This is a genomic window from Neisseria musculi (assembly GCF_014297595.2).
Taxonomy (GTDB): Bacteria; Pseudomonadota; Gammaproteobacteria; order Burkholderiales; family Neisseriaceae; genus Neisseria; species Neisseria musculi.
This window is the reverse complement of record NZ_CP060414.2, coordinates 2,394,425-2,415,977: the sequence shown is the minus strand read 5'-3', so window position 1 is coordinate 2,415,977 and position 21,553 is coordinate 2,394,425. Positions and strand designations below refer to the sequence as shown.

At 52.4% G+C, this 21,553-nt stretch carries 24 protein-coding genes and 1 pseudogene; 21 read left to right on the top strand and 4 right to left on the bottom strand.

All coding sequences use genetic code 11. The features are described from left to right. The first annotated feature begins 57 nt into the window (after positions 1 to 57). Positions 58 to 1,041 (top strand): oligopeptide ABC transporter ATP-binding protein OppD, encoded by a 984-nt coding sequence (oppD, locus tag H7A79_RS12505; RefSeq protein ID WP_187000423.1) that lies wholly within the window; start codon positions 58 to 60, stop codon positions 1,039 to 1,041. Continuing rightward, on the top strand, positions 1,038 to 2,036 hold the full coding sequence (gene oppF, locus H7A79_RS12500) for a murein tripeptide/oligopeptide ABC transporter ATP binding protein OppF (RefSeq protein ID WP_187000422.1): 999 nt from the start codon (positions 1,038 to 1,040) through the stop codon (positions 2,034 to 2,036). Before oppD ends, oppF begins: the two co-directional genes overlap by 4 nt. 259 nt (positions 2,037 to 2,295) lie before the next feature. Here oppF and H7A79_RS12495 read toward each other — a convergent pair whose 3' ends face one another. Then, entirely contained in the window at positions 2,296 to 2,619 is a 324-nt protein-coding gene (locus H7A79_RS12495; protein ID WP_187000421.1) for a hypothetical protein, read from the bottom strand. A 126-nt stretch (positions 2,620 to 2,745) separates the two neighbouring features. Between H7A79_RS12495 and H7A79_RS12490 the strand changes: the two genes are divergently transcribed. Next, a complete protein-coding gene (locus tag H7A79_RS12490) occupies positions 2,746 to 3,276 on the top strand; it encodes a Spy/CpxP family protein refolding chaperone (RefSeq protein ID WP_187000420.1) in 531 nt (176 codons plus the stop codon). A gap of 97 nt (positions 3,277 to 3,373) precedes the next feature. On the opposite strand, the gene purB is transcribed toward H7A79_RS12490, so the two are convergent. Next, a complete protein-coding gene (gene purB, locus H7A79_RS12485; RefSeq protein ID WP_187001723.1) occupies positions 3,374 to 4,744 on the bottom strand; it encodes an adenylosuccinate lyase in 1,371 nt (456 codons plus the stop codon). 365 nt (positions 4,745 to 5,109) lie between these two features. Here purB and H7A79_RS12480 point away from each other — a divergent pair, with 365 nt between their 5' ends. Beyond that, positions 5,110 to 6,009, top strand: coding sequence for a patatin-like phospholipase family protein (locus tag H7A79_RS12480; protein ID WP_187000419.1), 900 nt, complete (start codon positions 5,110 to 5,112; stop codon positions 6,007 to 6,009). Positions 6,010 to 6,571: 562 nt separating this feature from the next. Here the strand turns inward: H7A79_RS12480 and H7A79_RS12475 are convergent. Then, the gene (locus H7A79_RS12475) at positions 6,572 to 7,063 is read right to left on the bottom strand and encodes a CinA family protein (RefSeq protein ID WP_377057519.1); all 492 of its coding nucleotides are present in this window, start codon (positions 7,061 to 7,063) and stop codon (positions 6,572 to 6,574) included. A gap of 357 nt (positions 7,064 to 7,420) precedes the next feature. Between H7A79_RS12475 and H7A79_RS12470 the strand changes: the two genes are divergently transcribed. The 5 genes from H7A79_RS12470 to rnhB all read left to right on the top strand — a co-directional run bounded on the left by H7A79_RS12470 (position 7,421) and on the right by rnhB (position 11,740). Beyond that, positions 7,421 to 7,675 carry a hypothetical protein gene (locus H7A79_RS12470; RefSeq protein ID WP_135037186.1) on the top strand — a complete coding sequence of 85 codons (255 nt, stop codon included), beginning with the start codon at positions 7,421 to 7,423 and terminating at the stop codon, positions 7,673 to 7,675. 542 nt (positions 7,676 to 8,217) lie between these two features. Then, complete coding sequence (locus H7A79_RS12465) at positions 8,218 to 8,823, top strand: YdcF family protein (RefSeq protein WP_246407925.1); 606 nt, start codon at positions 8,218 to 8,220, stop codon at positions 8,821 to 8,823. Between the two features lie 138 nt (positions 8,824 to 8,961). Further along, the gene (locus H7A79_RS12460) at positions 8,962 to 9,750 is read left to right on the top strand and encodes a methyltransferase domain-containing protein (protein ID WP_187000418.1); all 789 of its coding nucleotides are present in this window, start codon (positions 8,962 to 8,964) and stop codon (positions 9,748 to 9,750) included. Between the two features lie 185 nt (positions 9,751 to 9,935). After that, entirely contained in the window at positions 9,936 to 11,138 is a 1,203-nt protein-coding gene (gene lpxB / locus H7A79_RS12455) for a lipid-A-disaccharide synthase (protein WP_187000417.1), read from the top strand. Between the two features lie 11 nt (positions 11,139 to 11,149). Continuing rightward, positions 11,150 to 11,740 (top strand): ribonuclease HII, encoded by a 591-nt coding sequence (gene rnhB, locus H7A79_RS12450; protein ID WP_187001720.1) that lies wholly within the window; start codon positions 11,150 to 11,152, stop codon positions 11,738 to 11,740. Positions 11,741 to 11,751: 11 nt separating this feature from the next. On the opposite strand, the gene H7A79_RS12445 is transcribed toward rnhB, so the two are convergent. Beyond that, positions 11,752 to 11,919, bottom strand: a complete 168-nt coding sequence (locus tag H7A79_RS12445; protein WP_353663621.1) for a hypothetical protein — start codon at positions 11,917 to 11,919, stop codon at positions 11,752 to 11,754. Positions 11,920 to 11,957: 38 nt separating this feature from the next. On the opposite strand from H7A79_RS12445, the pseudogene H7A79_RS12440 reads away from it, so the two are divergent. The 12 genes and pseudogenes from H7A79_RS12440 to H7A79_RS12385 all read left to right on the top strand — a co-directional run bounded on the left by H7A79_RS12440 (position 11,958) and on the right by H7A79_RS12385 (position 21,531). Continuing rightward, positions 11,958 to 12,822: pseudogene (locus tag H7A79_RS12440) on the top strand (meta-pathway of phenol degradation family protein). Positions 12,823 to 12,866: 44 nt separating this feature from the next. After that, entirely contained in the window at positions 12,867 to 13,313 is a 447-nt protein-coding gene (locus H7A79_RS12435; protein WP_187000416.1) for a hypothetical protein, read from the top strand. 758 nt (positions 13,314 to 14,071) lie between these two features. After that, on the top strand, positions 14,072 to 14,350 hold the full coding sequence (locus H7A79_RS12430; protein WP_187000415.1) for a hypothetical protein: 279 nt from the start codon (positions 14,072 to 14,074) through the stop codon (positions 14,348 to 14,350). A gap of 181 nt (positions 14,351 to 14,531) precedes the next feature. Next, positions 14,532 to 14,699 (top strand): hypothetical protein, encoded by a 168-nt coding sequence (locus tag H7A79_RS12425; RefSeq protein ID WP_187000414.1) that lies wholly within the window; start codon positions 14,532 to 14,534, stop codon positions 14,697 to 14,699. Positions 14,700 to 14,833: 134 nt separating this feature from the next. Beyond that, complete coding sequence (locus H7A79_RS12420; protein WP_187000413.1) at positions 14,834 to 15,502, top strand: C39 family peptidase; 669 nt, start codon at positions 14,834 to 14,836, stop codon at positions 15,500 to 15,502. An 86-nt stretch (positions 15,503 to 15,588) separates the two neighbouring features. After that, complete coding sequence (locus H7A79_RS12415; protein ID WP_187000412.1) at positions 15,589 to 16,449, top strand: hypothetical protein; 861 nt, start codon at positions 15,589 to 15,591, stop codon at positions 16,447 to 16,449. Positions 16,450 to 16,489: 40 nt separating this feature from the next. Then, positions 16,490 to 16,672: a hypothetical protein gene (locus H7A79_RS12410; protein ID WP_187000411.1), complete on the top strand. Its 183-nt coding sequence runs from the start codon at positions 16,490 to 16,492 to the stop codon at positions 16,670 to 16,672. Between the two features lie 30 nt (positions 16,673 to 16,702). Further along, the gene (locus H7A79_RS12405) at positions 16,703 to 17,251 is read left to right on the top strand and encodes a hypothetical protein (protein WP_187000410.1); all 549 of its coding nucleotides are present in this window, start codon (positions 16,703 to 16,705) and stop codon (positions 17,249 to 17,251) included. Positions 17,252 to 17,432: 181 nt separating this feature from the next. Then, positions 17,433 to 18,083, top strand: coding sequence for an IS1595 family transposase (locus H7A79_RS12400; protein WP_186999880.1), 651 nt, complete (start codon positions 17,433 to 17,435; stop codon positions 18,081 to 18,083). A 64-nt stretch (positions 18,084 to 18,147) separates the two neighbouring features. Next, positions 18,148 to 18,588: an FtsK/SpoIIIE domain-containing protein gene (locus H7A79_RS12395; RefSeq protein WP_281384915.1), complete on the top strand. Its 441-nt coding sequence runs from the start codon at positions 18,148 to 18,150 to the stop codon at positions 18,586 to 18,588. Further along, on the top strand, positions 18,588 to 18,965 hold the full coding sequence (locus H7A79_RS12390; protein ID WP_343060888.1) for a hypothetical protein: 378 nt from the start codon (positions 18,588 to 18,590) through the stop codon (positions 18,963 to 18,965). The genes H7A79_RS12395 and H7A79_RS12390 overlap by 1 nt, the downstream gene beginning before the upstream one ends. A 403-nt stretch (positions 18,966 to 19,368) precedes the next feature. Then, positions 19,369 to 21,531: an ornithine decarboxylase gene (locus H7A79_RS12385; RefSeq protein ID WP_281384913.1), complete on the top strand. Its 2,163-nt coding sequence runs from the start codon at positions 19,369 to 19,371 to the stop codon at positions 21,529 to 21,531. The last annotated feature ends 22 nt before the right edge of the window (positions 21,532 to 21,553 follow it).

The following is a 21,553-nucleotide window of genomic DNA, read 5'->3' as shown; positions in this document are numbered from 1 at the left end:
ACCGTGCCCCCCCCGCCGCGCGGTGTAGCGGCGGCCGTCTGAACAGGAGCCATCATCATGAACACACCGCTGCTGCAAGTGCGCGATCTCGAAGTGCGCTTTCACACCGAAGACGGCACGGTAACCGCCGTAAACCAACTCCATTTCGACCTGCACGAAGGCGAAACGCTGGGCATTGTGGGCGAATCGGGCTCCGGCAAATCGCAAACCGCCTTTGCCGTGATGGGGCTGCTGGCCAAAAACGGCCGCGCCTGCGGCTCGGTGCGCTTTAACGGGCGCGAAATCCTCAACCTGCCCGAAAAAGCGCTCAACAAAATCCGCGCCGAACAAATCGCCATGATTTTTCAAGACCCGATGACTTCGCTCAACCCCTATATGCGGGTGGGCGACCAGCTCGCCGAAGTGTTGCGGCTGCACAAAGGCGCAGGCAAGGCCGAGGCATGGGCAGAGTCGGTGCGTATGCTTGATGCGGTGAAAATCCCCGAAGCCAAAAAGCGCATTCAGATGTATCCCCACGAATTTTCGGGCGGAATGCGCCAGCGCGTGATGATTGCGATGGCACTGCTGTGCCGCCCCAAACTCTTGATTGCCGATGAGCCCACCACCGCGCTCGATGTTACCGTGCAGGCGCAGATTATGGCGCTGCTGGGCGGGCTCAAACGCGATTTCGGCACCACCATTATTATGATTACCCACGATTTGGGCGTGGTGGCCGGCATCTGCGACCATGTTTTGGTGATGTATGCCGGCCGCACCATGGAATACGGCAGCGTCCGCGACATCTTCTACCGCCCCACCCACCCCTACACCATCGGCCTGCTCGGCGCCGTGCCGCGTCTCGATGGCGGCCGGGAAGCCCTGCCCACCATTGCCGGCAACCCGCCCGACCTGAGCAGCCTGCCCGCCGGCTGCCCGTTTCGGGAACGCTGCAGCCATGCCTTTGAACGCTGCCTGGGCGCGCCCGAGCCGGAAACCTTCGCCCCCGGCCGCCGCCGCGCCTGCCACAGGCCGTCTGAAACCCTGCAGGGAGCGCAATCATGAGCCTGTTATCCGTATCCGATTTGCAGGTTTTCTTCAATGTTAGAAACAGCAAAACCGCCTTTTGGCAGAAACCCGCCACCCTCAAAGCCGTAAACGGCATCTCGTTTGACCTGGCCGAAGGCGAAACATTGGGCATCGTGGGCGAATCGGGCTGCGGCAAATCCACCCTGGCCCGCGCCATCATCGGCCTCACCCCGGCCAACGGCGGCAGCGTCCTGTGGCGCGGCAGCAGCCTCTCCGGCCTTTCCGCGCAGGAGCTGCGCCGCAAGCGGCGCGAAATCCAAATGATTTTCCAAGACCCGCCCGCCTCGCTCAACCCGCGCATGACCATAGGCGAAATCATCGCCGAGCCGCTGAAAACCCATTTTCCCAAGCTCAAAAAAAGCGAAACCGAGCATCAGGTGAGAGAAATGATGCTGAAGGTGGGGCTGCTGCCCAACCTCATCAACCGCTACCCGCACGAATTTTCAGGCGGCCAATGCCAGCGCATCGGCATCGCCCGCGCCCTGATTCTCAAGCCCAAGCTGGTGATTTGCGATGAACCCGTGTCGGCGCTCGATGTATCCGTGCAGGCGCAGGTGGTCAATCTGCTCAAAGCCCTGCAGAAAGAAATGGGGCTGGCGCTGATTTTTATCGCCCACGATTTGTCGGTGGTGAAACACATATCCGACCGCGTGCTGGTGATGTATTTGGGCCATGCACTCGAGCTTGGCCGCTATCACGAAGTGTACGGCCGCCCCGCCCACCCCTACACCCGCGCCCTGATGTCGGCCGTGCCGCTGCCCGACCCCGATGCCGAACACAGCAAAACCATACAGCTGCTGGAAGGCGACCTGCCCAGCCCTATCAACCCGCCCTCCGGCTGCGTGTTCCACACCCGCTGCCCGCAGGCCGATGAAGCCTGCGCACACACCAAGCCGCAATGGCAGGGCAACGGCAGCCACTTCGCCGCCTGCCTGAAAAACCGCACAGTCGGGCAACCCGAAAGCCGGTGAAACACAGCAACGGCAAACATACACAAAAATTAATCCGCCAACGCCCGCAAGGCAGCAGAGCAGGCACCCGGCGCAGAAGCGGTTCAGAAGACCTGACGCCGTTATAGGCCGGCTATAATTTGACACCATACAGGGCGGTTTTACAGCCCTCTGAAACCCAGCCGCACAGCCAATCCCCTGCATTTTCGGCACCATGCAGACAGGAGAGTACGGAAACGGTTCCGCTGCCACTCGGGTTGCCCGCCCAAAACCGTTTGCTTCAAACCAAGCTCAACAACGCCGTAACGCCTATGAAAGATTCCACCCCATAACGCCGCAAACCTTTGCCGATACGCAGGCTCAAGCCTTTGCAGGCCGTCTGAGAAAGCAGAAATTCAAATGAAACGCTGCAAACCCATGCCGGGAAGCCAAATGTTTGGCCGGCTGCCTGCTCGGGATCGGCGCCGCCGGCTTGCAAAGCCGATAACGGCCAATAAACTTCGTAAGGTTTTTTTTCAATTTTGCAACGGCTCCCGGCCGTCTGAAAACACTCTGCCGCCGTTGCCGCCCAAGCGGTAACATTCGGGGAATATAATTTACGCAACTGCCACTCTCATTAACAAATGCAAGCCGCTATGATAATGCCGTTTCCAGGGCAGGCGCGTTTTGCCCCCGGCCCGAACAGCCCCGGGTTTCTACGCTTACACTCAAACAAACCGAAGGACAAAAAATGAAAAAATCCATTTCCACCGCCGTTTTCATCGGCATTTCCGCCCTCTCGCTGGCGGCCTGCTCATCCGACCGCGGCCCGAAACACGACCGCAACGATCACCGGCACTCAGCCAAATCTTTCCATAAAGGCGGCATGGCACACGGCTTCAAAGATTTGAACCTCACCGAAGAGCAAAAAACCAAAATCCGTGCCATCATGGAAGAAGGCCGCGACAACCGTGCGCAGCAACCCGAAAGCAACCGCCGCGAAGCCCTCCGCCAACAAATCGACCATTACCGCGCCGCCGAACAAAACCTGCTGCAAGCCCCCGCTTTCGATGAGGCCGCCGCACGCAACCTTATCTCCCTACGCGAACAGGATAGGGAAACACAACGCCGCCAACATGCCGAACTCGAATTAAAGCAGCTGAAAAAACGCCATGCCGTCTTTCAAGTGCTGACTCCCGAGCAGCAGCAAAAATGGTTGGAGAAGCAAAACAAACGCAGCAACGACAAACAACGCACCCACCACCAACAGCACACCCGATAGGCATCCCCTCAATCCGCCCGGGCTGCAAATATCAAACATCAGGCCGTCTGAAAATATTTTCAGACGGCCTGTTTGTGCACTGCCGGCAAACGGGGGATTAAATCCGCCGCGCCAGCTCTTCGGCTTTGCCCACATACAGCGCGGGGGTCAGCGCGAGCAGTTGCTGCCGGGCTTCGGCGGGGATTTCCAGCGATTCGATAAATGCGCGCAACACTTCGGGGGTGGTGCCGTCTTTACCACGGGTGAGGTCTTTCAGTTTTTCATACGGGTTGGCTACGCCGTAGCGGCGCATCACGGTTTGGACAGGCTCGGCCAGCAGCTCCCAAGTGGCGTCCAAATCGGCGGTCAGTGCGGCGGGGTTGGCTTCGAGCTTGCCGAGGCCGCGCAGGTGCGCCGCCCAACCCAAAACGGTGTAGCCCGCGCCCACGCCCATATTGCGCAGCACGGTGCTGTCGGTAAGGTCGCGCTGCCAGCGGGAAACCGGCAGTTTTTCGGCCAAAAAACCTAACACGGCATTGGCCATGCCCAAATTGCCTTCGGAGTTTTCAAAATCAATCGGATTGACTTTGTGCGGCATGGTTGAAGAGCCGACTTCGCCGGCTTTCACTTTCTGCTTGAAATAGCCGAGCGAAATATAGCCCCAAACATCGCGGTTGAAGTCGATTAATATGGTGTTGATGCGGCCGAGGGTTTGGAAAAACTCAGCCATATAGTCATGCGGCTCGATTTGGATGGTGTAGGGGTTGAAGGCCAAACCCAATGATTCTTCAACAAATTTTCGGCAATGCGCTTCCCAATCCACATCGGGATAAGCCGCCATATGGGCATTGTAGTTGCCGACCGCGCCGTTGATTTTGCCCAAAAACTGCTGTGATTCCAGCTGCTTGGCCTGACGTTGCAGGCGGTACACCACATTGGCGGTCTCTTTGCCCAGCGTGGTGGGGGTAGCAGGCTGGCCGTGGGTGCGGCTCATCATCGGCAGGGCGGCCAGGTTGTGCGCCATTTCGGTAAGTTTGGCGGTGATTTCGGCCAACTTGGGCAGCAGCACGGTTTCGCGCGCTTCGGCCAGCATCAGCGCATGGGAAAGGTTGTTGATGTCTTCGCTGGTGCAGGCGAAATGGATAAACTCACTGACGGCGGCCACTTCGGGCACACCGGCAAAGCGTTGTTTCAGCCAGTATTCAACGGCTTTTACATCATGGTTGGTGGTGGCTTCGATGGCTTTCACCTCTGCAGCGTCTTCCAATGAAAAATCTTCGGCCACACGGTCGATTTCGGCCACGGTAAAGCTGCCGAACGCAGGCACTTCGGTGATTTTCGGCTCGGCAGCCAATGCTTTGAGCCAGTTAAGTTCGACTTTCACACGCGCCTTCATCAGGCCGTATTCCGAAAAAACCGGGCGCAGCGTTTCAACAGACCCGGCGTAGCGGCCGTCAAGCGGGGAAAGAGCGGAAATGGGGTTGATCATCATCGGAAATCCTGTAACAAACAGCAGAAAATTCAAGGCTGCGATTATACATCAATAGTAGGGCGGCCGTTTTTATAGAAAAGCATATGCCTTTTATATCGGCATAACGGTTTTCAAAATCGGGCTGCAACGCCGCAGGCCGTCTGAAAACAGGCAGTGCGGTATTCGCGCACTGCCCTGTTCAGACGGCCGAATCCGTTCCGCCCCAACACTTGAAGGCTGCGTTTTCGCTGCGCAAAAACCGGCTTCCTGCCGGAAACTGCGTTTTCAGACGGCCGATTTATCCCGCCCCAACATTTTTACTATATGTCGATACGCACAACCCGTTATAATCATGCGTCTTTTAACAACCCCGTCTCACTGCCATGAAAGCCCGCATCTTCCTGCCTGCCCTCGTCGTCCTGCTGCTGGCCGCCTGCGGCACCCCGCAAAAGCCCGTTTCAACCGCCCGAAAGCCTGCCCAACCGCCCGTTGCGCAAGCCAAACCGCAAGCCGTTATCGGCTTGGCGCTCGGCGGCGGCGCATCGAAAGGCTTTGCCCATATCGGCGTGATTAAGGTTTTGAAAGCCAACAATATCCCCGTGAACCTGGTGAGCGGCACCAGCGCGGGGGCAATTGTGGGCAGCCTGTATGCGGGCGGGATGTCGCCCGACCGGCTGGAGTTGGAAGCCGAAATTTTGAGCAAAACCGATTTGGTCGATTTAACCGTTTCCACCACCGGCTTTATCCGCGGGCAAAAGTTGCAGGACTACATCAACCGCAAAATCGGCAACCGCCCTCTGCAGGCGCTGCCGCTTAAATTCGCCGCCGTTGCCACCGATTTGGAGAGCGGCAGAATGGTAGCCTTCAACCACGGCAACACCGGCCAGGCCGTGCGCGCTTCGGTGAGCATTCCCAACGTATTCCAGCCCGCCGTTATCGGCGGCAGACGTTATGTCGATGGCGGGCTGTCGGCTCCCGTGCCGGTGGGTGCCGCCAAAAACATGGGGGCAAACTTTGTGATTGCGGTGGATATTTCCGCCAAACCCGCCAAACTGTCGGGAGCAGGCTTTTTCGCCTATCTCGACCAAAGCCTCAACATCATGAGCACCGCCGCGCTGCACAACGAGCTGGCCAAAGCCGATATCGTGATCAAACCGCAGGTGCAGCACTTGGGCGCAGTGGGCGGTTTCGACCAGAAAACGCAGGCCATCAAACTCGGCGAACAGGCAGCGCAGGCAGCACTGCCCGAAATCAAACGCAAACTGCAGGCCTACCGTTATTGACCCGGCAGCCCGATGCAGGCGTTTGCAGGCTTGAAAAATTTTAAAATATTGCAGACATGCCTCAAAGCCGTCTGAAAACATTTTCAGACGGCCTGAATCTTACCGAAACCTGCAAATCGGGCGGCGGCCGCTGCCATAAATCATCAAGCCCGCCGCCGTGGGAATAACAGCAAGTAAACTCTAAAAATCAATGTCTTGTTTTTTAAACCGCACACAAGCATCAGGCCGTCTGAAAGCATTTTCAGACGGCCTGAATCTTGCCGGAGCCTGCAAATCGGGCGGCAGCCGCTGCCATAAATCATGGAGCCGGCCGACAGCAAGCCCAACCGTTACCGCTGCCCACTTGAAAACAATACAGTATCAGCCAACCTGCCTGCGCCATCTGCCACCTTGCTCCCGGCTTGAAAACACCCCTCATGCTCCATTGGCGCGTTGCTTGTGAAGCGTTGCTTGCGCCTCAGCCCGAAGATAACGGTTTTGCAGGCCGCCCAAACAGCAGAGGAGGCAGCCCACCGCCGCTCTTCCTGCCCGGCCTTGCGCCCCACCCGAACCGTTCTGCGTTTCACGGTTTGCCGCCCGCCTCTTGCGTTTTGCTGTTTAAAAATTCCAACGCAAACTTCACGGCCTGCCCGCGTATACTGTCGCGGCCGCCTTCAAACAACACGCTCTGCGCCCAAATACGCTGCTTGGCGGCCAGCCCGAACCACACCGTGCCGACAGGTTTGTCTTCACTGCCGCCGCCGGGCCCGGCAACGCCGGAAATACTCACCGCATAATCGGCTCTGGCGGCAATCAGCGCGCCCAGTGCCATTTCACGCACGGTTTCTTCACTCACCGCGCCGTAAAAATCCAGCGTGTTGCTTTTCACGCCCAAAAGCTGCTGTTTGGCTTCGTTGCTGTAGGTGATAAAGCCGGTATGAAACCACGCCGAACTGCCCGGCAGGCGGGTCAGCTCGGCCGCGAGCAGGCCGCCGGTGCACGATTCGGCGCAAGTTACGGTCTGAGAGCGTTCGCTCAGGCGGTCGGTTAGGGCAGATAAAACAGAATTCATCATCAGGGCTTCCATTCGCTATGATTTTCTTCCCCGTTCGGGAAATCGGCAGCGGGCGCGCTTATCCATTGCGCAAATGCCATATAATTATATTTTATACCGAAAGCAGAAAAAGAAAGGAAGCCCGTTGATGAAAAAGCCATACCTGCCTGTTTGCACCCTGCTGGCATTGTGGCTATCGGCCGCCTGCAGCAGCGGCCCAAAAAGCCCTGCTGCCGGACAGTTTTTTGCGGCGGAGCCGGCCGCTGCCGCCCCTGCCTTGAAAAAACCGGCAACCGCCTATCTAACCGACCGCGAAATCGAAGCCGTTCAAACCGTTGGCGACTACAAAAATGCTTTTAACGCGCTTATCAGGCCTATGTGGCCGAGCTTGACGAATGGGCTGCCAAACAACCGCCCCATATCCGCGAAGCCTTGCAGCCATACCGCAAACAGCTTTCAACCGATATTGAAAAGCGCAAGGCCGATTTGAGCACCCGCGCGGCCGGTTTGGGAGACGATGGCACCGCTGTTCCAAAAGCGGTGCACAACAGTTTGAAAAATGCCCGCGATATTTTGAAAAAGGGCATGGCGGATGCCATAAAAGAAGCAGAGAGCCTGTTCGGACAACAATAAAGAATCCGCCGCGATAAACGGCACCCCGAAAGCCGGGCACCGCCCGATTTTCAGGGTGCCGTTTTTATGCGGCAGCATAATTCACCGGTATCTGCCCTGATTTCCAACCGTTTGCCAACCGCGCACACCCCATTTTATTCCGTTCGGCAATTTTATTGCCCGCCTCTGCTGTTTTCAGATTATTTTTTACATAAATTTTGGTTTGTTGCCTTCAGGCCGCCGCAACTTTCGGTAAAGTGAGGTTTGCCGGACGCGGCAGATTCCATTCAAGCCGGTGCGGCACCAACCGCCTGATTTCAGCTTCAGTGAAAATGAAATCCGCCACACCGGCCTGCGGCCGCCTGAACAATATTTGCAGCACGCGCGCCGGTACCGCAAATCCGCCTTATGCCCGGCATCCGGCGGCAAACCGCCGGCAATGCGGCTCCGCAGCCGCCCGAGCCGGCAGAACCCTTCACTTTGAACCAAAGCGCAGCAACGCCGCAACGGAGATAAAGCGGGTTCACGATAACAAACCCTGCCACACAACCACTGAAAACAATATGAATAAAAAACGCCATATGCTGCTCTATCTGCCCGCGATGCTGGCCTTATGCTGGTTTTTACTGCTGATTTGGGTGTATCTGTCGGCAGTATCTGCCCGCCGCATCACCATCGAAGACATCCGGCCTGCCGATGCCGCACTGGTGTTGGGCAACGCCGTCAATAAAAACGGCCTCCCCAACCCCTGCCTGCGCTCGCGCGTGGCCGCCGCCGCCGATCTCTACCACGCCGGCAAAGTCCCCAAACTGGTGGTAAGCGGCGGCAACGACAGCGACGGCAGCAACGAAGCCCGCCATATGAAGGCCATCGCCGTTGAGCTGGGCGTGCCCGAATCACGCATCGCCATTGAAGGCAAATCGGAAAACACTTATGAAAACATTCTGTTCAGCTCGATTCCGCTCTCCAACAACAGCAGCGTGGTGATTGTCAGCGCCGACTACCACCTCAAACGGGCACGCTGGCTGGCCGACAAACAATGGGGGCACGATAAAACCCTGCAGATTTATTCGGGCATTGACGATTGCGATGAAAAAGCCATGGATTACCCGCGCAAAATCGTGCGCGAAAGCCTGGCTTGGGTGAAAGCTTCCGTGAAGCCCGAATAAACAGGACTGCCAAACTTTACCGCCAAGCCACCTCCCGGGGTTTCGGGTAAAATAGTGGTTTTCAAACACGGCCTGTTATTCGGCCGTCTGAAAAATGTTCAGACGGCCTGAAACTTTTGCCGCCCCTGCCGATAAATCATGAACAGATCCGACCGCTGGGCTGTCCACCGCCTGCTTGCCCACAACACCGACCAACGCCTGCAACTGCTGCGCAGTGTGCCCAAGCAAATCGTTTTGGCGGGCGCCGATGCCGATGAAAGCCGCCGCCTGCTCGCCGCACGCTACCCCCAAGCCGCGTTTGCCGAATACGACCCGCGCGCTGCTTTTCTGCAGGAAGCCGCCGCCGTGCGCCAAACCGGGCTGTGGCAGAAACTCACCGGCAAGGCTGTGCCGCAATACTGCCGCAGCTTGGCCGAACCGCTGCCGGAGGCGGTAGCCGATATGCTGTGGTCCAATCTGGGGCTGATCACTGCGAGCCGCCCTGTGCCGGTTTTTGAGAGCTGGGCGCGCGCGCTCAAACCTGACGGCCTGCTGTTTTTCACCCATTTCGGTATCGGCAGCCTAAGCGGCTTGACCGGCCGTCTGAATGAGGCGGGCATCACCGTGAACGCGCCGATGCTCTTCGATATGCACGATTTGGGCGATATGCTGTTCCACCACGGCTTTTACGATCCGGTGATGGACACCGCCAAACTCGAGCTGGCCTACCGCCGCCCCGAAACGTTTTGGCAGGATATGGAAACCCTCGGTCTGTGGGCTTCGCTGGATTTCAGTGATGAAGCTGCTGCCCGCGCTGCCGTCAATCAGATGTTTGCCGCAGGCGAAACCCTCAACGCCGCGCTCGAAACTGTGTATGGCCATGCGGTTAAAAGGCGGCAGCTTCCCGCCGGAGAGAGCGAGGTTCGGTTTTATCCGAAACCGCGCTGAAACACGGAAACACTGCTCTCTGGTGCCATTTGGAAACCCGCCCGGCTTCGGCCGGTGTTTCAGGCCGTCTGAAACGTTCGGCAGGCTGTCTCTTATCAAGCAGGCCTACCGCTGGGGCAAAATACCACGGTGCCCCGATAAATTTCGCTACAATACGGCTTGGCTTATATTTCATTGTTTTATTTATGACTTCCCACCAACCGCCCGCCAACCGGCCGCCCGTTATTGCGCTGTGTGCCGGCGAAGCCTCCGGCGACCTGCTCGGCGAACACCTGATGGCCGCTCTCAGGCAACGCTGCCCGCAGGCCGAGTTTGTCGGCATCGGCGGGCCGCGTATGCTGGCAAAAGGCTTCCGCAGCCTCTACGACCAAGAAAAACTGGCCGTGCGCGGCTTTGCCGAAGTGGTGCGGCGCCTGCCCGAAATTTTGAGAATCCGCCACGGCCTGGTGCGCAGCCTGAAACGCATCCGCCCCGATGTGTTTGTGGGCATAGACGCGCCCGATTTCAACCTCGGCGTGGCCGGAAAACTCAAAAAAGCAGGCATTCCCACTGTGCACTATGTCAGCCCCTCGGTGTGGGCGTGGCGGCGCGAACGGGTCGATACCATTGTGGAACAAGTCAACCGTGTGCTGTGTCTGTTTCCGATGGAGCCGCCGCTTTATCGGGAGGCGGGCGGGCAGGCCGAGTTTGTCGGCCACCCGATGGCGCAAACCCTGCCGCTCGATGCCGACCGCAACGCCGCGCGCCGGCACATGAAAATCGAGCCGTGGGAAACGGTGTTCTGCCTGATGCCCGGCAGCCGCGTGAGCGAGGTCGATTATATGGCACCGATATTCTTCCGCACCGCCCGCCTGCTGCTGCAACGCTATCCTTCCGCCCGCTTTCTGCTGCCCGTGGCCACCGTGGCCACCCGCAGCCGCTTGGTTTCGATTCTGCACCAAAGTGAATTTATCGGCCTGCCCGTGCAACTGATGAGCGCGCACGCCGATTTGGCCTGCACTGCCGCCGATGTGGTGCTGGTTACCAGCGGCACCGCCACGCTGGAAGTGGCGCTGTGCAAACGGCCTATGGTAATCAGCTATAAAATCTCGCCACTCACCTATGCCTATGTGAAACGCAAAATCAAGGTGCCCCATGTGGGGCTGCCCAATATCCTGCTCGGCAAAGGTGCCGTGCCCGAGCTGCTGCAAGACGATGCCGCCCCCGCCAAACTGGCCGCCGCCGTGGCCGAATGGTATGAATCGCCGCAAGATGTTGCCGCCCTGCAGCAGGATTTTCTCAACCTGCACCGGCTGCTGCGCAAAAACACCGATGCACTCGCCGCAAGCGCCGTGCTGGCCGAAGCGGGCGTTGCCGCCGTGGCCGAAGCCAAACCGGAGGCCGTCTGAAAAGCCAACCCATAAACCCCCTTATCACCGCCGGCGTTGATGAAGCCGGGCGCGGCCCGCTGGCAGGCAGTGTGTTTGCCGCCGCCGTAATCCTGCCGCCCGGCCATCACCTGCCCAGTCTCACCGATTCCAAACAACTCAGCGAAAACAAGCGTAACGAATTGGCCGCACAAATCAAAGCACAGGCCGTTGCCTGGAGCGTGGCCTGCGCCGATGTGCGTGAAATCGACACCCTCAATATCCTGCACGCCACCCTGCTTGCGATGACCCGCGCCGTGCAGGGCTTGGCCGTGCCGCCGCAGAAAGTGCTGATAGACGGCAACCGCGTGCCGAAAAATTTGGGCATTGCCGCCGAAGCCGTGGTGAAAGGCGATTGCAGAATCACCGAAATCTCCGCCGCCTCCGTGCTCGCCAAAACCGCGCGCGATGCCGAAATGTATGCCCTGGCCGAACGTTATCCGCAATACGGTTTCGACAAACACAAAGGCTACGGCACCGCCGCCCACCTTGCCGCCCTCGCCGAATTCGGCGTGTTGCCCGAACACCGCCGCAGCTTCGCGCCGGTCAAAACCCTGCTGGCGCAGGGCAAACTGTTTGAGTGATTTCGGCGGTATCATTCGGAAAAACACCTTACCCGCAGCGCAAAGGCCTCTGAAAGGTTTTCAGACGGCCTTTGCGCTGCCCAATCTATGGAAAAGCGCAGTTTTCCCATCGCCCCGGTTTCAAGGGCGGCGGTTTTACACCCGTTTCGGATGTATTTTTTCTTATTGTCGGCTATCATCACCCAATCCGCTTAAAACACCCAAACTGGTCATGAATATCCGCAAATTTTTCCTACTGGCCGCCGCCACACCGCTCTGTGCCTTTGCCGACCTGCCGCTCAGCATAGAAAACATCACCACCGACAAAGGCAAACTCAAACTCGATGCCTCGATCGGCTATATCAACAGCGAAAGCAGCCTCCCCGAGCTTTCCGCCCCCGTGTTTATCCAAACCTCAGCGGCATCGTTTATCCCCATACCCACCGGGCTTGCCTAAACCAGCAAAAACAGCGATATGCCGGCAGCCATCCTCGGCCTGCGTTACGGCCTCACGGGCAATACTGATCTTTATGGCAATGCAAGCTGGCTGTAGCGCGAAGAACGCTCTTTCGACAGCGAAAGCCAAACAAGCAGCCGCAGCAAACACTTTCCGATGTATCGATCGGCATCAGCCGCACCTTTTTAAAAGACGATAAAAACCCTGCCCTGATCGGCTTTGCCGAAGCTGCCGTTTACGAAAAATCGCGCGGCAAAGCCTCATCGGGCAAATCGTGGCTTATCGGCGCAACCACCTATAAAGCCATTGATCCGGTTGTGCTTTCTCTCACTGCCGCCTACCGCACCAACGGCGGCAAAACCCTTTCAGGCGGCCAAAGGTTCAAAGCGGGCAACTACTGGCTCATCAACCCCAACCTTGCCTTTGCCGCCAACGACCGCATCAGCCTCTCCGGCGGCATCCAATGGCTGAGCGCGCAGCCCGACCGCCTGAACGGCAGCAGGGAATCCCCGAGAAGCACCGCCACCTATGCCCATTTCGGCGCGGGCTACGGCTTTTCCAAATCCGCCTCGCTAAACGCATCGGCACGTTTCAACCAGGGCAAGGCAGTTCCGAACTGAAACTGGGCGTGCAGCATACGTTTTAACGGGTGTTTTTCCAACCGCTGTAACAGAAAACAGGGAGTGATAAATGAAAAAACAATTTTCTGCTTTGCTGGTTTTGTCAGCACTTTCCGCGCCGTTGATGGCGCAAAGCCTGGATCATCAGGCATTTGAGGCCGCAGTATTCCATACCGAAGCGGGCAAACCGATGCAGTTGGCCGAACTCTCCGCTCAAGAGATGAAAGAAACGGAGGGCGCGGTTGCACCATGGATTGCAGGAGGTGCCATCGGAGGATTGGCTGGTGGAGCTGGGTATGCCTGGGGTGTATATCGAGGGCATTATCAATGGGATAACGCCAAGTTTGCTGGAAATATTGCCTCTGGTGCTGTTATCGGTGCTTCGTTTGGAACCGCAGGTGCCATTGCCAGCGGAGGAGCAAAGTTTATCCCCAGCCTGACAAATGCAGGAGCAAATGTATGGCGGGCTAATAGCGCAATAGCCAATAATGGTGCTAATCGGGTATGGCGTAGATAATTTAACGGAAAGAGAGGGGGAGAATACTTAATTCGCCCCCTTTTTTTGAAAAAGAAATATGTCTGATTTAATAGCTGCTGTTTTAGGATATTTATCTTCTAAATACAGTCAAAATAAAATAAGTAAATTTTCCCTATCATTAATAGCAGGCGGGTTATTCTTTCTGGGATATTTCATCGCGGAAATAATTAGAGCAGATAAGCCGTGGCAGTGGTATTTCTTCCATTTTTATAATTAACTTAGTCAGAGATTTAAGTTTATTTTCAATTTCCTTATTTTTTCTGGGTTATATATTCTTATGGGTTGCCGAAAAAATAGAAAAATGGAAAAAAAGACAAGCAAAAGACAAGTAATATTTGGATTCTTTTTACAACCGGATACATTCATTATAGAAAAATACCCTCCTATTTTTACCTTCTGCCCCTCAGGAAATAAAAGAAGCAGAGGGGGCGGCATTACCCTTTGTGGCTGCTGCATTAATGGGAGGCGCTGTTAGCGCATGGATCAATCACGGTATTAGCTACTACCGTACAGGGCAACCTGCCTCCACTCGCAGCACAGTTGCAGCAACAGCGGGCGGCATGATCGGTGGAGGATATTCGAATGCAATGCTGCGAGGTGCAGGCATTGCTACCAGCCCCTCCGCCGCTTCCGCATGGAGGGAAGGTAATGCTGACGGCAATGTGGTTATCCGTGCAAACGGGGCAGCCTTAAGCCAAACTTCCAGTGCCGCAATGGGTAAACATCAAAGATAAGCCATGGAAGATAACCTGATATTTTATTTGTTAGCGGGGTTGCTGGGTAATGAAACCGCCCGCTACCTGCTTAAAAATAACCGGAAAATAAAAATTCCTTTTTTCCTGCTCTATGCCGTATGTTTTAGTGTTATTTACAGTGTGGCGGTGGTTTTTATGTCCGTCATATATTTTATCAACGGAACGGAAATTGCTTGGAAAGGTATAGGTATTTTCAGCATTCCGGTAAGTTTCTGCATAGCTTTATCTATGTTTGTTTTGGATAAGGTTAGAAAACAATGATCAGATAACCGATTCCTTCTACCCAAACCAATCCGAAGAAAAGGGCAAAGCCCCTTTTTAAAATAAAAGGGTAAGTTATGAACATAAAAAATCAAATCATTGAATTAATCTCTGAAAAAATAGATGGAAACCAATATTCATCTTTGGAAAGCTTTGCTTTATTTATTTTGCAGCAAAAAATATGTCTGATTTAACCGCTGCTGTTTTAGGATATTTATCTTCCAAATACAGCCAGAAAAAAATGGAGCAGGCTCACTTTATCTGTGGTGGCGGGCTGTGTGTTTTTCTCCGGCTATTTTATTGCCGAAATATTCAACCAGCTTTTTCTGAGAAAAAATTACCCCCTTGATATCATTATTATTTTATCCAGAGATTTAGTCTTATTTTCCTGTTTGCTGTTTTTAATATGCTATATATTTCTTTGGGTTGCTGAAAAAATAGAAAACCGCAGAAAAAGAGATAAATAATATTTGGGAGCTTTTAATGACCGGGCACATTGCAATAAGATATTTTCCCCTCCTGTTTGCCGTCTGGCTGCTTTCGGGCAGCCTTTGCGCCTCCCCCGTGTTTAACGATAACCCGATCGCCTACGGCAAAATCAAGGTTAGAAGTTGGAAAGAAATGCGCGATTTCAATATCGTGAAGCAGGATTTGGACTACTCCTGCGGCGCGGCCTCGGTGGCAACGCTGCTGAACAATTTCTACGGGCAAAAGCTCACCGAAGCAGAAGTGATGAAAAAGCTGGATAAAGATCAGATGCGCGCTTCGTTTGAGGATATGCGGCGCATCATGCCCGATTTTGGTTTTGAAGCCAAAGGCTATGCTTTGTCGTTCGAACAGCTCGCGCAATTGAAAATCCCCGTTATCGTCTATCTGAAATACCGTAAAGACGATCATTTTTCGGTGTTGCGCGGCATTTCCAAGAATACCGTTTTATTGGTCGACCCCTCGCTCGGGCATATTTCGATGGGCAGGGCGCAGTTTTTAAAGGCCTGGCAGACACGCGGGGGAAAATTGTCGGGCAAGGTTTTGGCGGTGTTACCTAAAGATGCGGACATTTGGGCGGATACGGCTTTTTTCACCCACGATCCGCAGCGGCAGACCGCATTGGCTGCAGAATTGGTGAAACACGGCAACCCTGCTGTTAAATAACGGGTATTGCCGCAAGTAATATAAACCGATAACTTTATCAAACATCAAACAAGGCCAAAAGCCGTCTGAAAGATTTATAAGTACAATTGGAGCGCGAGAAAAACCGCCTGAACCATGAAGCAGGAAAAAATCAAATTGCCGAAAAAGTTGATGACTTTTGGAATACATTTGTCAGCAGTGAGAAAGTCAATCAAGCGTTAGGACAGATGGCCAGTATGATTTTCAGCCAGCCTTTATTAAAAGAGGCAGTGGAAGATTGCTGGGAGAAGCTGTTTTATCCCTTGCCCAACAACTGCTCAAACACAATTAAACACAATTATCTTTCGGTCAATGCCCACGTCGAGATTCAGAACAAAATTGCCAAATTAGGAGGAATGCCACAAGGTGAAATCGGTAAGCTATTAACAGAAAATAAAAAACGCGAGTCCGAGCGTAAACGCGTAATTGCTGAAATTGAGAATCTGCAAGGTACCAATAACGACAAACTGGTCGAACAACTGAAAGAAGCCAATCAAGAAGCCGATAAATACAAAGAGCGTTTAGGCCATCTGAAAAACAATCTGATTCAGCACCAAAAAATGCATGAACGCTTATCTAAAGAAGTTTCTGATTTAAATGATAAAATCAGCGAAAGCGATCCGCAGTTGCTCAAATCGCGCCGCGCAGGGGAAGTGGATAAAGTCATCGTGCGTCTGATTGAAGAATTGCTGAAACAGAAAGTTGAGGCTGTCGGCGAGGCCGCTACACGGATTAATCGTGCTATCGCCCACGACAAACATATTGATCATATCCGCATCAAAGCAAACGGACAAATGAGCTTGTTCGGCTACGACGGCTATGAAACTCATGTAGACTCATCGGCAGGTCAAATGCAGATTCTAATTATATCGCTGGTATCAGCTTTAGCAAAAGTCACACGCTATCAAGCACCGTTTATTTATTATTGATACACCGCTTGCGCGTTTAGATAAAGGCCATCGCGAAGGTTTGTTTAACCATTGGGCTAATTTAAGTCAGCAAGTGATTTTGTTGTCGCAGGATACGGAAATCACGCCCAAAGTGTACCGCCGTTTGGAACCCCATATCAGTCGCACCTATCTGGTAGAGGCAGAGTCATTGACCAGCGGTGGCGCATGTTCCCAGGTAACTGCCGACGTGTATTTTAAATAACAGGCCGTCTGAAATATATTGGAAAACATCATGTACCAATTGGAACATACCGATATGGGTGAAAAGCGGATTATTTCCAGCGAAGAAGCCAAGAAAATCCGAAAAGAACTTAATAGTGCAGGCGCATTACCACCATTTGACGGTCATTTTGACTGGGCCATGCTTTGTATTGGCTATTGTTTTGCTAAAGGCTTTACTGATAGCCTGGGTAAACTAATTTCTGCACCCAATGCCAAAGGCACAGAAATTGCTTCTTTTCAAACCTGTTTTCAGGATTATTCGCGCCTGTGGCTGGTCATACTAAGCGATGCATTGTTTCGCCTTAATCCCGACAAAAAGGTCGACAAAGATGATTTGTATGCACTGATTCACTCTTTATGGCATACAGGTGCAGTAGAACTGGAAAACTTATGGGAAGGCTGCAAACGCTTTAAGCCCGATGACGAACTGGCGGCACGGCAGATTTTTTTGAATGAGCTAACCGATTTGGCTGTGAAAAATGCAGGTGTAGGTACAATTATAGACACTCCAGACAACCAAGATAATGAAGAGTTGTCTGAAAACCAAAAACAGCGCTAGCGCGGTGCGTTTGCACGTCAAAACATCAGCGTGGCGGATTTGAAATTCAGATATGCGGGGGCTCGTTACGACATCTACCGCCTGCGTTTGAGTAAATATGCAGACTTGGATAGATACCACCAAGGATTAGGGGCTGTACTAGATAACTAGGGAAATTTAACTTCAGGTTAGAATAATCCCTATGAGAAAAAGTCGTTTAAGTCAGTACAAGCAAAACAAACTGATTGAACTATTTGTTGCAGGTGTTACCGCTCGCACAGCGGCGCAATTAGTTAGCGTCAATAAAAATACCGCTGCCTATTACTTCCACCGTTTGCGCTTACTTATCTATCACAACAGCCCGCATCTGGAAATGCTTGATGGTGAAGTAGAAGTTGATGAAAGCTATTTTGGCGGACAACGCAAAGGCAAACGTGGTCGCGGTGCGGCTGGCAAAGTGGCTGTATTCGGGCTTTTGAAGCGTAATGGTAAGGTTTACACCGTTGCCGTACCCAATACACAAACTGCGACTTTATTGCCAATTATCCGCGAGCAAGTGAAGCCTGATAGCATTGTTTATACCGATTGTTACAAAAGTTATGACGTTCTTGATGTGAGCGAATTTTCACATTTTCGGATCAATCACAGCACACATTTTGCTGAGCGACAAAATCACATTAACGGAATTGAGAACTTTTGGAACCAAGCAAAACGCCATTTACGCAAGTTTAACGGCATTCCCAAAGAGCATTTTGAACTGTATTTGAAAGAGTGTGAATGGCGTTTTAACAACAGTGAGATAAAATTTCAAATTTCTATTTTAAAACAATTAGTAAAGCAGGATTTGTTCTAGTTATCTAGGACAGCCCCAAGGATTATGTTCGGAATTAGGTGTAAAAGAAAGCGCCCTATATATTGTGCCGTGTTACAACAACGAAAGCCATGCCTATGATGTAAAGCTGCTGCGTGATGAAAAAACATGGCATAAATTAGACGTGGAAAAATTTGCTGAAGCCCTGCAAAACTATGATAAAGATTACACGCTACCCGTGTGCATCGGTATAGACGAATATGGCGAAGCTCATTTTAAGGATTTGGCTTCTGCGCCGCACCTGCTTATCGGCGGTACAACAGGTTCAGGCAAATCCGTATTTGTGCGTACGCTGCTGCGCAGCCTGTTTGATTTGTGCAAAGGACAGGACAAAATGGAGGTGGCAATTCTCGACCCGAAAAAAGTCGATTACCGCATATTTGAAACGAAGAAGACCTCTACGAAGAGCGAATTTGGGACGATTACGATGAAATGTATCAATTCCTGCTTGAGAGCGTGGAAGAGTCGGAACGCCGCTACGCGCTGATGAGCCAACATCGCGTTGAAAAACTTGCCCAGCTTCCTAGGCATATCCGCCCACGCTACCGCGTAATTGTGGTTGATGAGCTAGCCAACCTACTTAAGCACCATGACGGTATTGAAAAACAACTGATGATGTTGGCTGAAAAAGCAAGGGCTTCGGGTATCCATTTGATTTTAAACACCCAGCGTCCCGATGCGAAAGTATTGGATGGTACGCTGCGCAGCAATTTACCAGCACGCATTGCATTAAGCGTACAAAAATCAACCGAATCCAAGATTATCTTGGACGAAACTGGTGCCGAAAACCTGCTCGGCAAAGGCGATCATTTGGTTAAATGGGATAACGGAACACTATATTTCCTGCATGGTTTTGATGTATAAGGTTTATTTGAAACTTTCAGGCCGTCTGAAATGCTGAACTGCACCTTTTAAAGTTAGACACTTCCCCAACTTTAAAAGGTGCGGTTTTCTTATGTCCAAATATACACCCAACTTCAAATACCAAGCCGTACCCTATTATCACCAAATAGTTTTTTCCAACTCAAAAATCATATCTCTTGGTTAAAACAGTATCAAAATTAAGATATGAAAGTGCGATTATACGCTTTATACATATGAAAAATTTCTCTATTGAAATATATTTAATAAAGGTCAAATTTTAATATTTTAACTTTAATATTTTGTTTATTAAAAGAAATTTATTATTTTAGATTCTTGAAATAAGAAATCCACAAGCATAAAATAATGCCGAATCAATTTTCCAACAATCCTTATTAGGAGGCGTATGATGAAATATCTTAAAATCGCTGCCAGCCCTTCTGTGCGGGACAGCTTTATCAGCGAATATGAAATCGTTGATATTAGGAAAACAGATTTCACCAATGTTGCTGCTGCAGTAGCATCAGTGGACGATGTTTCTTTCGCCGCCGAAAAAATTAAGGGAACCGGCTTTGGTGTGCCACTGTTTGCAGCAGTTCAACCTGAAGAAACACTACCTGAAAGCTTTTTGCCGCAATTTAGCGGTGTAATTCAAATCGGTTTCGGCAATCGCCATTATTACGGCAAACAGATTGATGCTGCTGCCGATCAATATGCCGACAATCTTGCACCGCCTTTCTTCAATGCTCTCAAACACTATACCAAACGTGGTTATGCAGCATTTGACTGCCCTGGCCATCAAGGCGGCCAGTTCTTTGCCCAACATCCGGCCGGACGTGAATTTTTCCATTTCTTCGGTGAGAACGTATTCCGGGCTGATTTGTGCAATGCCGATGTGCGCCTGGGGGATTTACTGATCCATGAAGGCCCTGCCTGTGCCGCTCAACAACATGCTGCCAAAGTGTATAACGCCGATAAGACCTATTTCGTACTCAACGGCACTTCATCTTCCAACAAAGTGGTTACCAGTGCACTACTGGCTAAAGATGATTTGGTACTGTTCGACCGCAACAACCACAAGTCCATCCACATGGGTGCGCTGATTATAAACGGTGCCAAGCCCGTGTACTTGGAAACTGCTCGCAACCCTTACGGCTTTATCGGCGGTATTGACGCAGCCTGCTTCAATGAGACCTATATCCGCGAACAAATCCGTCAGGTTGCGCCTGAGCGTGCCAATGAAGCGCGTCCGTTCCGCTTGACCGTAATCCAATTGGGCACTTACGACGGTACAATTTACAACGCCCGCCAGGTGGTGGATAAAATCGGCCATCTGTGCGATTACATTCTGTTTGACTCGGCATGGGTTGGCTATGAGCAGTTTATCCCAATGATGCGTGATTGTTCTCCGCTGCTTTTGGAACTGAATGAAAACGACCCCGGCATTATTGTTACCCAATCGGTTCACAAACAACAGTCGGGCTTCTCGCAAACTTCTCAAATTCACAAAAAAGACAAGCACATCAAAGGCCAAAAACGTTATTGCAACCACAAACGCTTTAACAATGCCTTTATGCTGCAAGCTTCCACCAGCCCGTTCTATCCGATGTTTGCCTCTTTGGATGTGAATGCCAAAATGCACGAAGGCGAAGCTGGCCGTAAGCTGTGGCACAAATGCGTAACCATCGGTATTGAAGCACGCAAACTGCTGTTGAACCATTGCAGCATGATCAAGCCGTTTGTGCCGGAAACCGTTGAAGGCAAACCTTGGCAAGATTATCCTACCGAAACCATCGCTACCGATTTGCGTTTCTTCAAATTCGAACCAGGCGCACGCTGGCATGCTTTTCCAGGCTATGCTCGAGACCAATATTTTGTCGACCCGTGTAAATTATTGCTGACAACACCGGGCATCGATGTGAAAACCGGAGAATACGAGGATTTCGGTGTGCCGGCTACCATCTTGGCTAATTTCTTGCGCGACAACGGCATTGTGCCGGAAAAATGTGATTTGAACTCTATTCTTTTCCTGCTCACGCCGTCTGAAAATTTAGCAAAAGTGCAGCATTTGGCCGCACTGATTGCCCGCTTCGAGCAACACATTGCAGACAACAGCCTAATGAAAGATGTGGTGCCCTCTGTATACGGTAAAAACGAAAACTATTACCGTGGCTACACCATCCGTCGTCTTTGCCAGGAAATGCATGATTTCTACAAACGCAACAACATGAAAGAGCTGCAACGGCAAATGTTCCGCCGCGATGGTTGGCCCAAGCAGGCTATGAGTGCCTACGATGCACAACAATGCCTGATTCGCAACGAAGTAAAACTGGTGCGCTTGAGCGAAATCGAGGGCCAAATTGCTGCCGAAGGTGCGTTGCCTTATCCGCCCGGCGTATTGTGTACCGTTCCAGGCGAGATTTGGGGTGGTGCAGTGCAGAAATACTTCCTGGCATTAGAAGAAGGCATCAACTGCCTTCCTGGTTTCGAACCGGAAATCCAAGGGGTTTATTTGCAGGAGGAACCCGATGGCAGCCGCCGTGCCTATGGTCATGTGATTGTTAAATAACGGCCGACTTCAGGCTGTCTGA

What these genes read in the sequence shown, in the direction of transcription:
- lpxB (WP_187000417.1), top strand. Translation starts at nt 9,936, where the DNA reads ATGACTTCCCACCAACCGCCCGCCAACCGGCCGCCCGTTATTGCGCTG.
- purB (WP_187001723.1), bottom strand. Translation starts at nt 4,744, where the DNA reads ATGATCAACCCCATTTCCGCTCTTTCCCCGCTTGACGGCCGCTACGCC.
- H7A79_RS12405 (WP_187000410.1), top strand. Translation starts at nt 16,703, where the DNA reads ATGTACCAATTGGAACATACCGATATGGGTGAAAAGCGGATTATTTCC.
- H7A79_RS12465 (WP_246407925.1), top strand. Translation starts at nt 8,218, where the DNA reads ATGAATAAAAAACGCCATATGCTGCTCTATCTGCCCGCGATGCTGGCC.
- H7A79_RS12400 (WP_186999880.1), top strand. Translation starts at nt 17,433, where the DNA reads ATGAGAAAAAGTCGTTTAAGTCAGTACAAGCAAAACAAACTGATTGAA.
- oppF (WP_187000422.1), top strand. Translation starts at nt 1,038, where the DNA reads ATGAGCCTGTTATCCGTATCCGATTTGCAGGTTTTCTTCAATGTTAGA.
- H7A79_RS12475 (WP_377057519.1), bottom strand. Translation starts at nt 7,063, where the DNA reads ATGATGAATTCTGTTTTATCTGCCCTAACCGACCGCCTGAGCGAACGC.
- H7A79_RS12390 (WP_343060888.1), top strand. Translation starts at nt 18,588, where the DNA reads ATGAGCCAACATCGCGTTGAAAAACTTGCCCAGCTTCCTAGGCATATC.
- H7A79_RS12480 (WP_187000419.1), top strand. Translation starts at nt 5,110, where the DNA reads ATGAAAGCCCGCATCTTCCTGCCTGCCCTCGTCGTCCTGCTGCTGGCC.
- H7A79_RS12420 (WP_187000413.1), top strand. Translation starts at nt 14,834, where the DNA reads ATGACCGGGCACATTGCAATAAGATATTTTCCCCTCCTGTTTGCCGTC.
- H7A79_RS12430 (WP_187000415.1), top strand. Translation starts at nt 14,072, where the DNA reads ATGGAAGATAACCTGATATTTTATTTGTTAGCGGGGTTGCTGGGTAAT.
- H7A79_RS12425 (WP_187000414.1), top strand. Translation starts at nt 14,532, where the DNA reads ATGTCTGATTTAACCGCTGCTGTTTTAGGATATTTATCTTCCAAATAC.
- H7A79_RS12445 (WP_353663621.1), bottom strand. Translation starts at nt 11,919, where the DNA reads ATGATAGCCGACAATAAGAAAAAATACATCCGAAACGGGTGTAAAACC.
- H7A79_RS12385 (WP_281384913.1), top strand. Translation starts at nt 19,369, where the DNA reads ATGATGAAATATCTTAAAATCGCTGCCAGCCCTTCTGTGCGGGACAGC.
- H7A79_RS12490 (WP_187000420.1), top strand. Translation starts at nt 2,746, where the DNA reads ATGAAAAAATCCATTTCCACCGCCGTTTTCATCGGCATTTCCGCCCTC.
- H7A79_RS12435 (WP_187000416.1), top strand. Translation starts at nt 12,867, where the DNA reads ATGAAAAAACAATTTTCTGCTTTGCTGGTTTTGTCAGCACTTTCCGCG.
- H7A79_RS12460 (WP_187000418.1), top strand. Translation starts at nt 8,962, where the DNA reads ATGAACAGATCCGACCGCTGGGCTGTCCACCGCCTGCTTGCCCACAAC.
- oppD (WP_187000423.1), top strand. Translation starts at nt 58, where the DNA reads ATGAACACACCGCTGCTGCAAGTGCGCGATCTCGAAGTGCGCTTTCAC.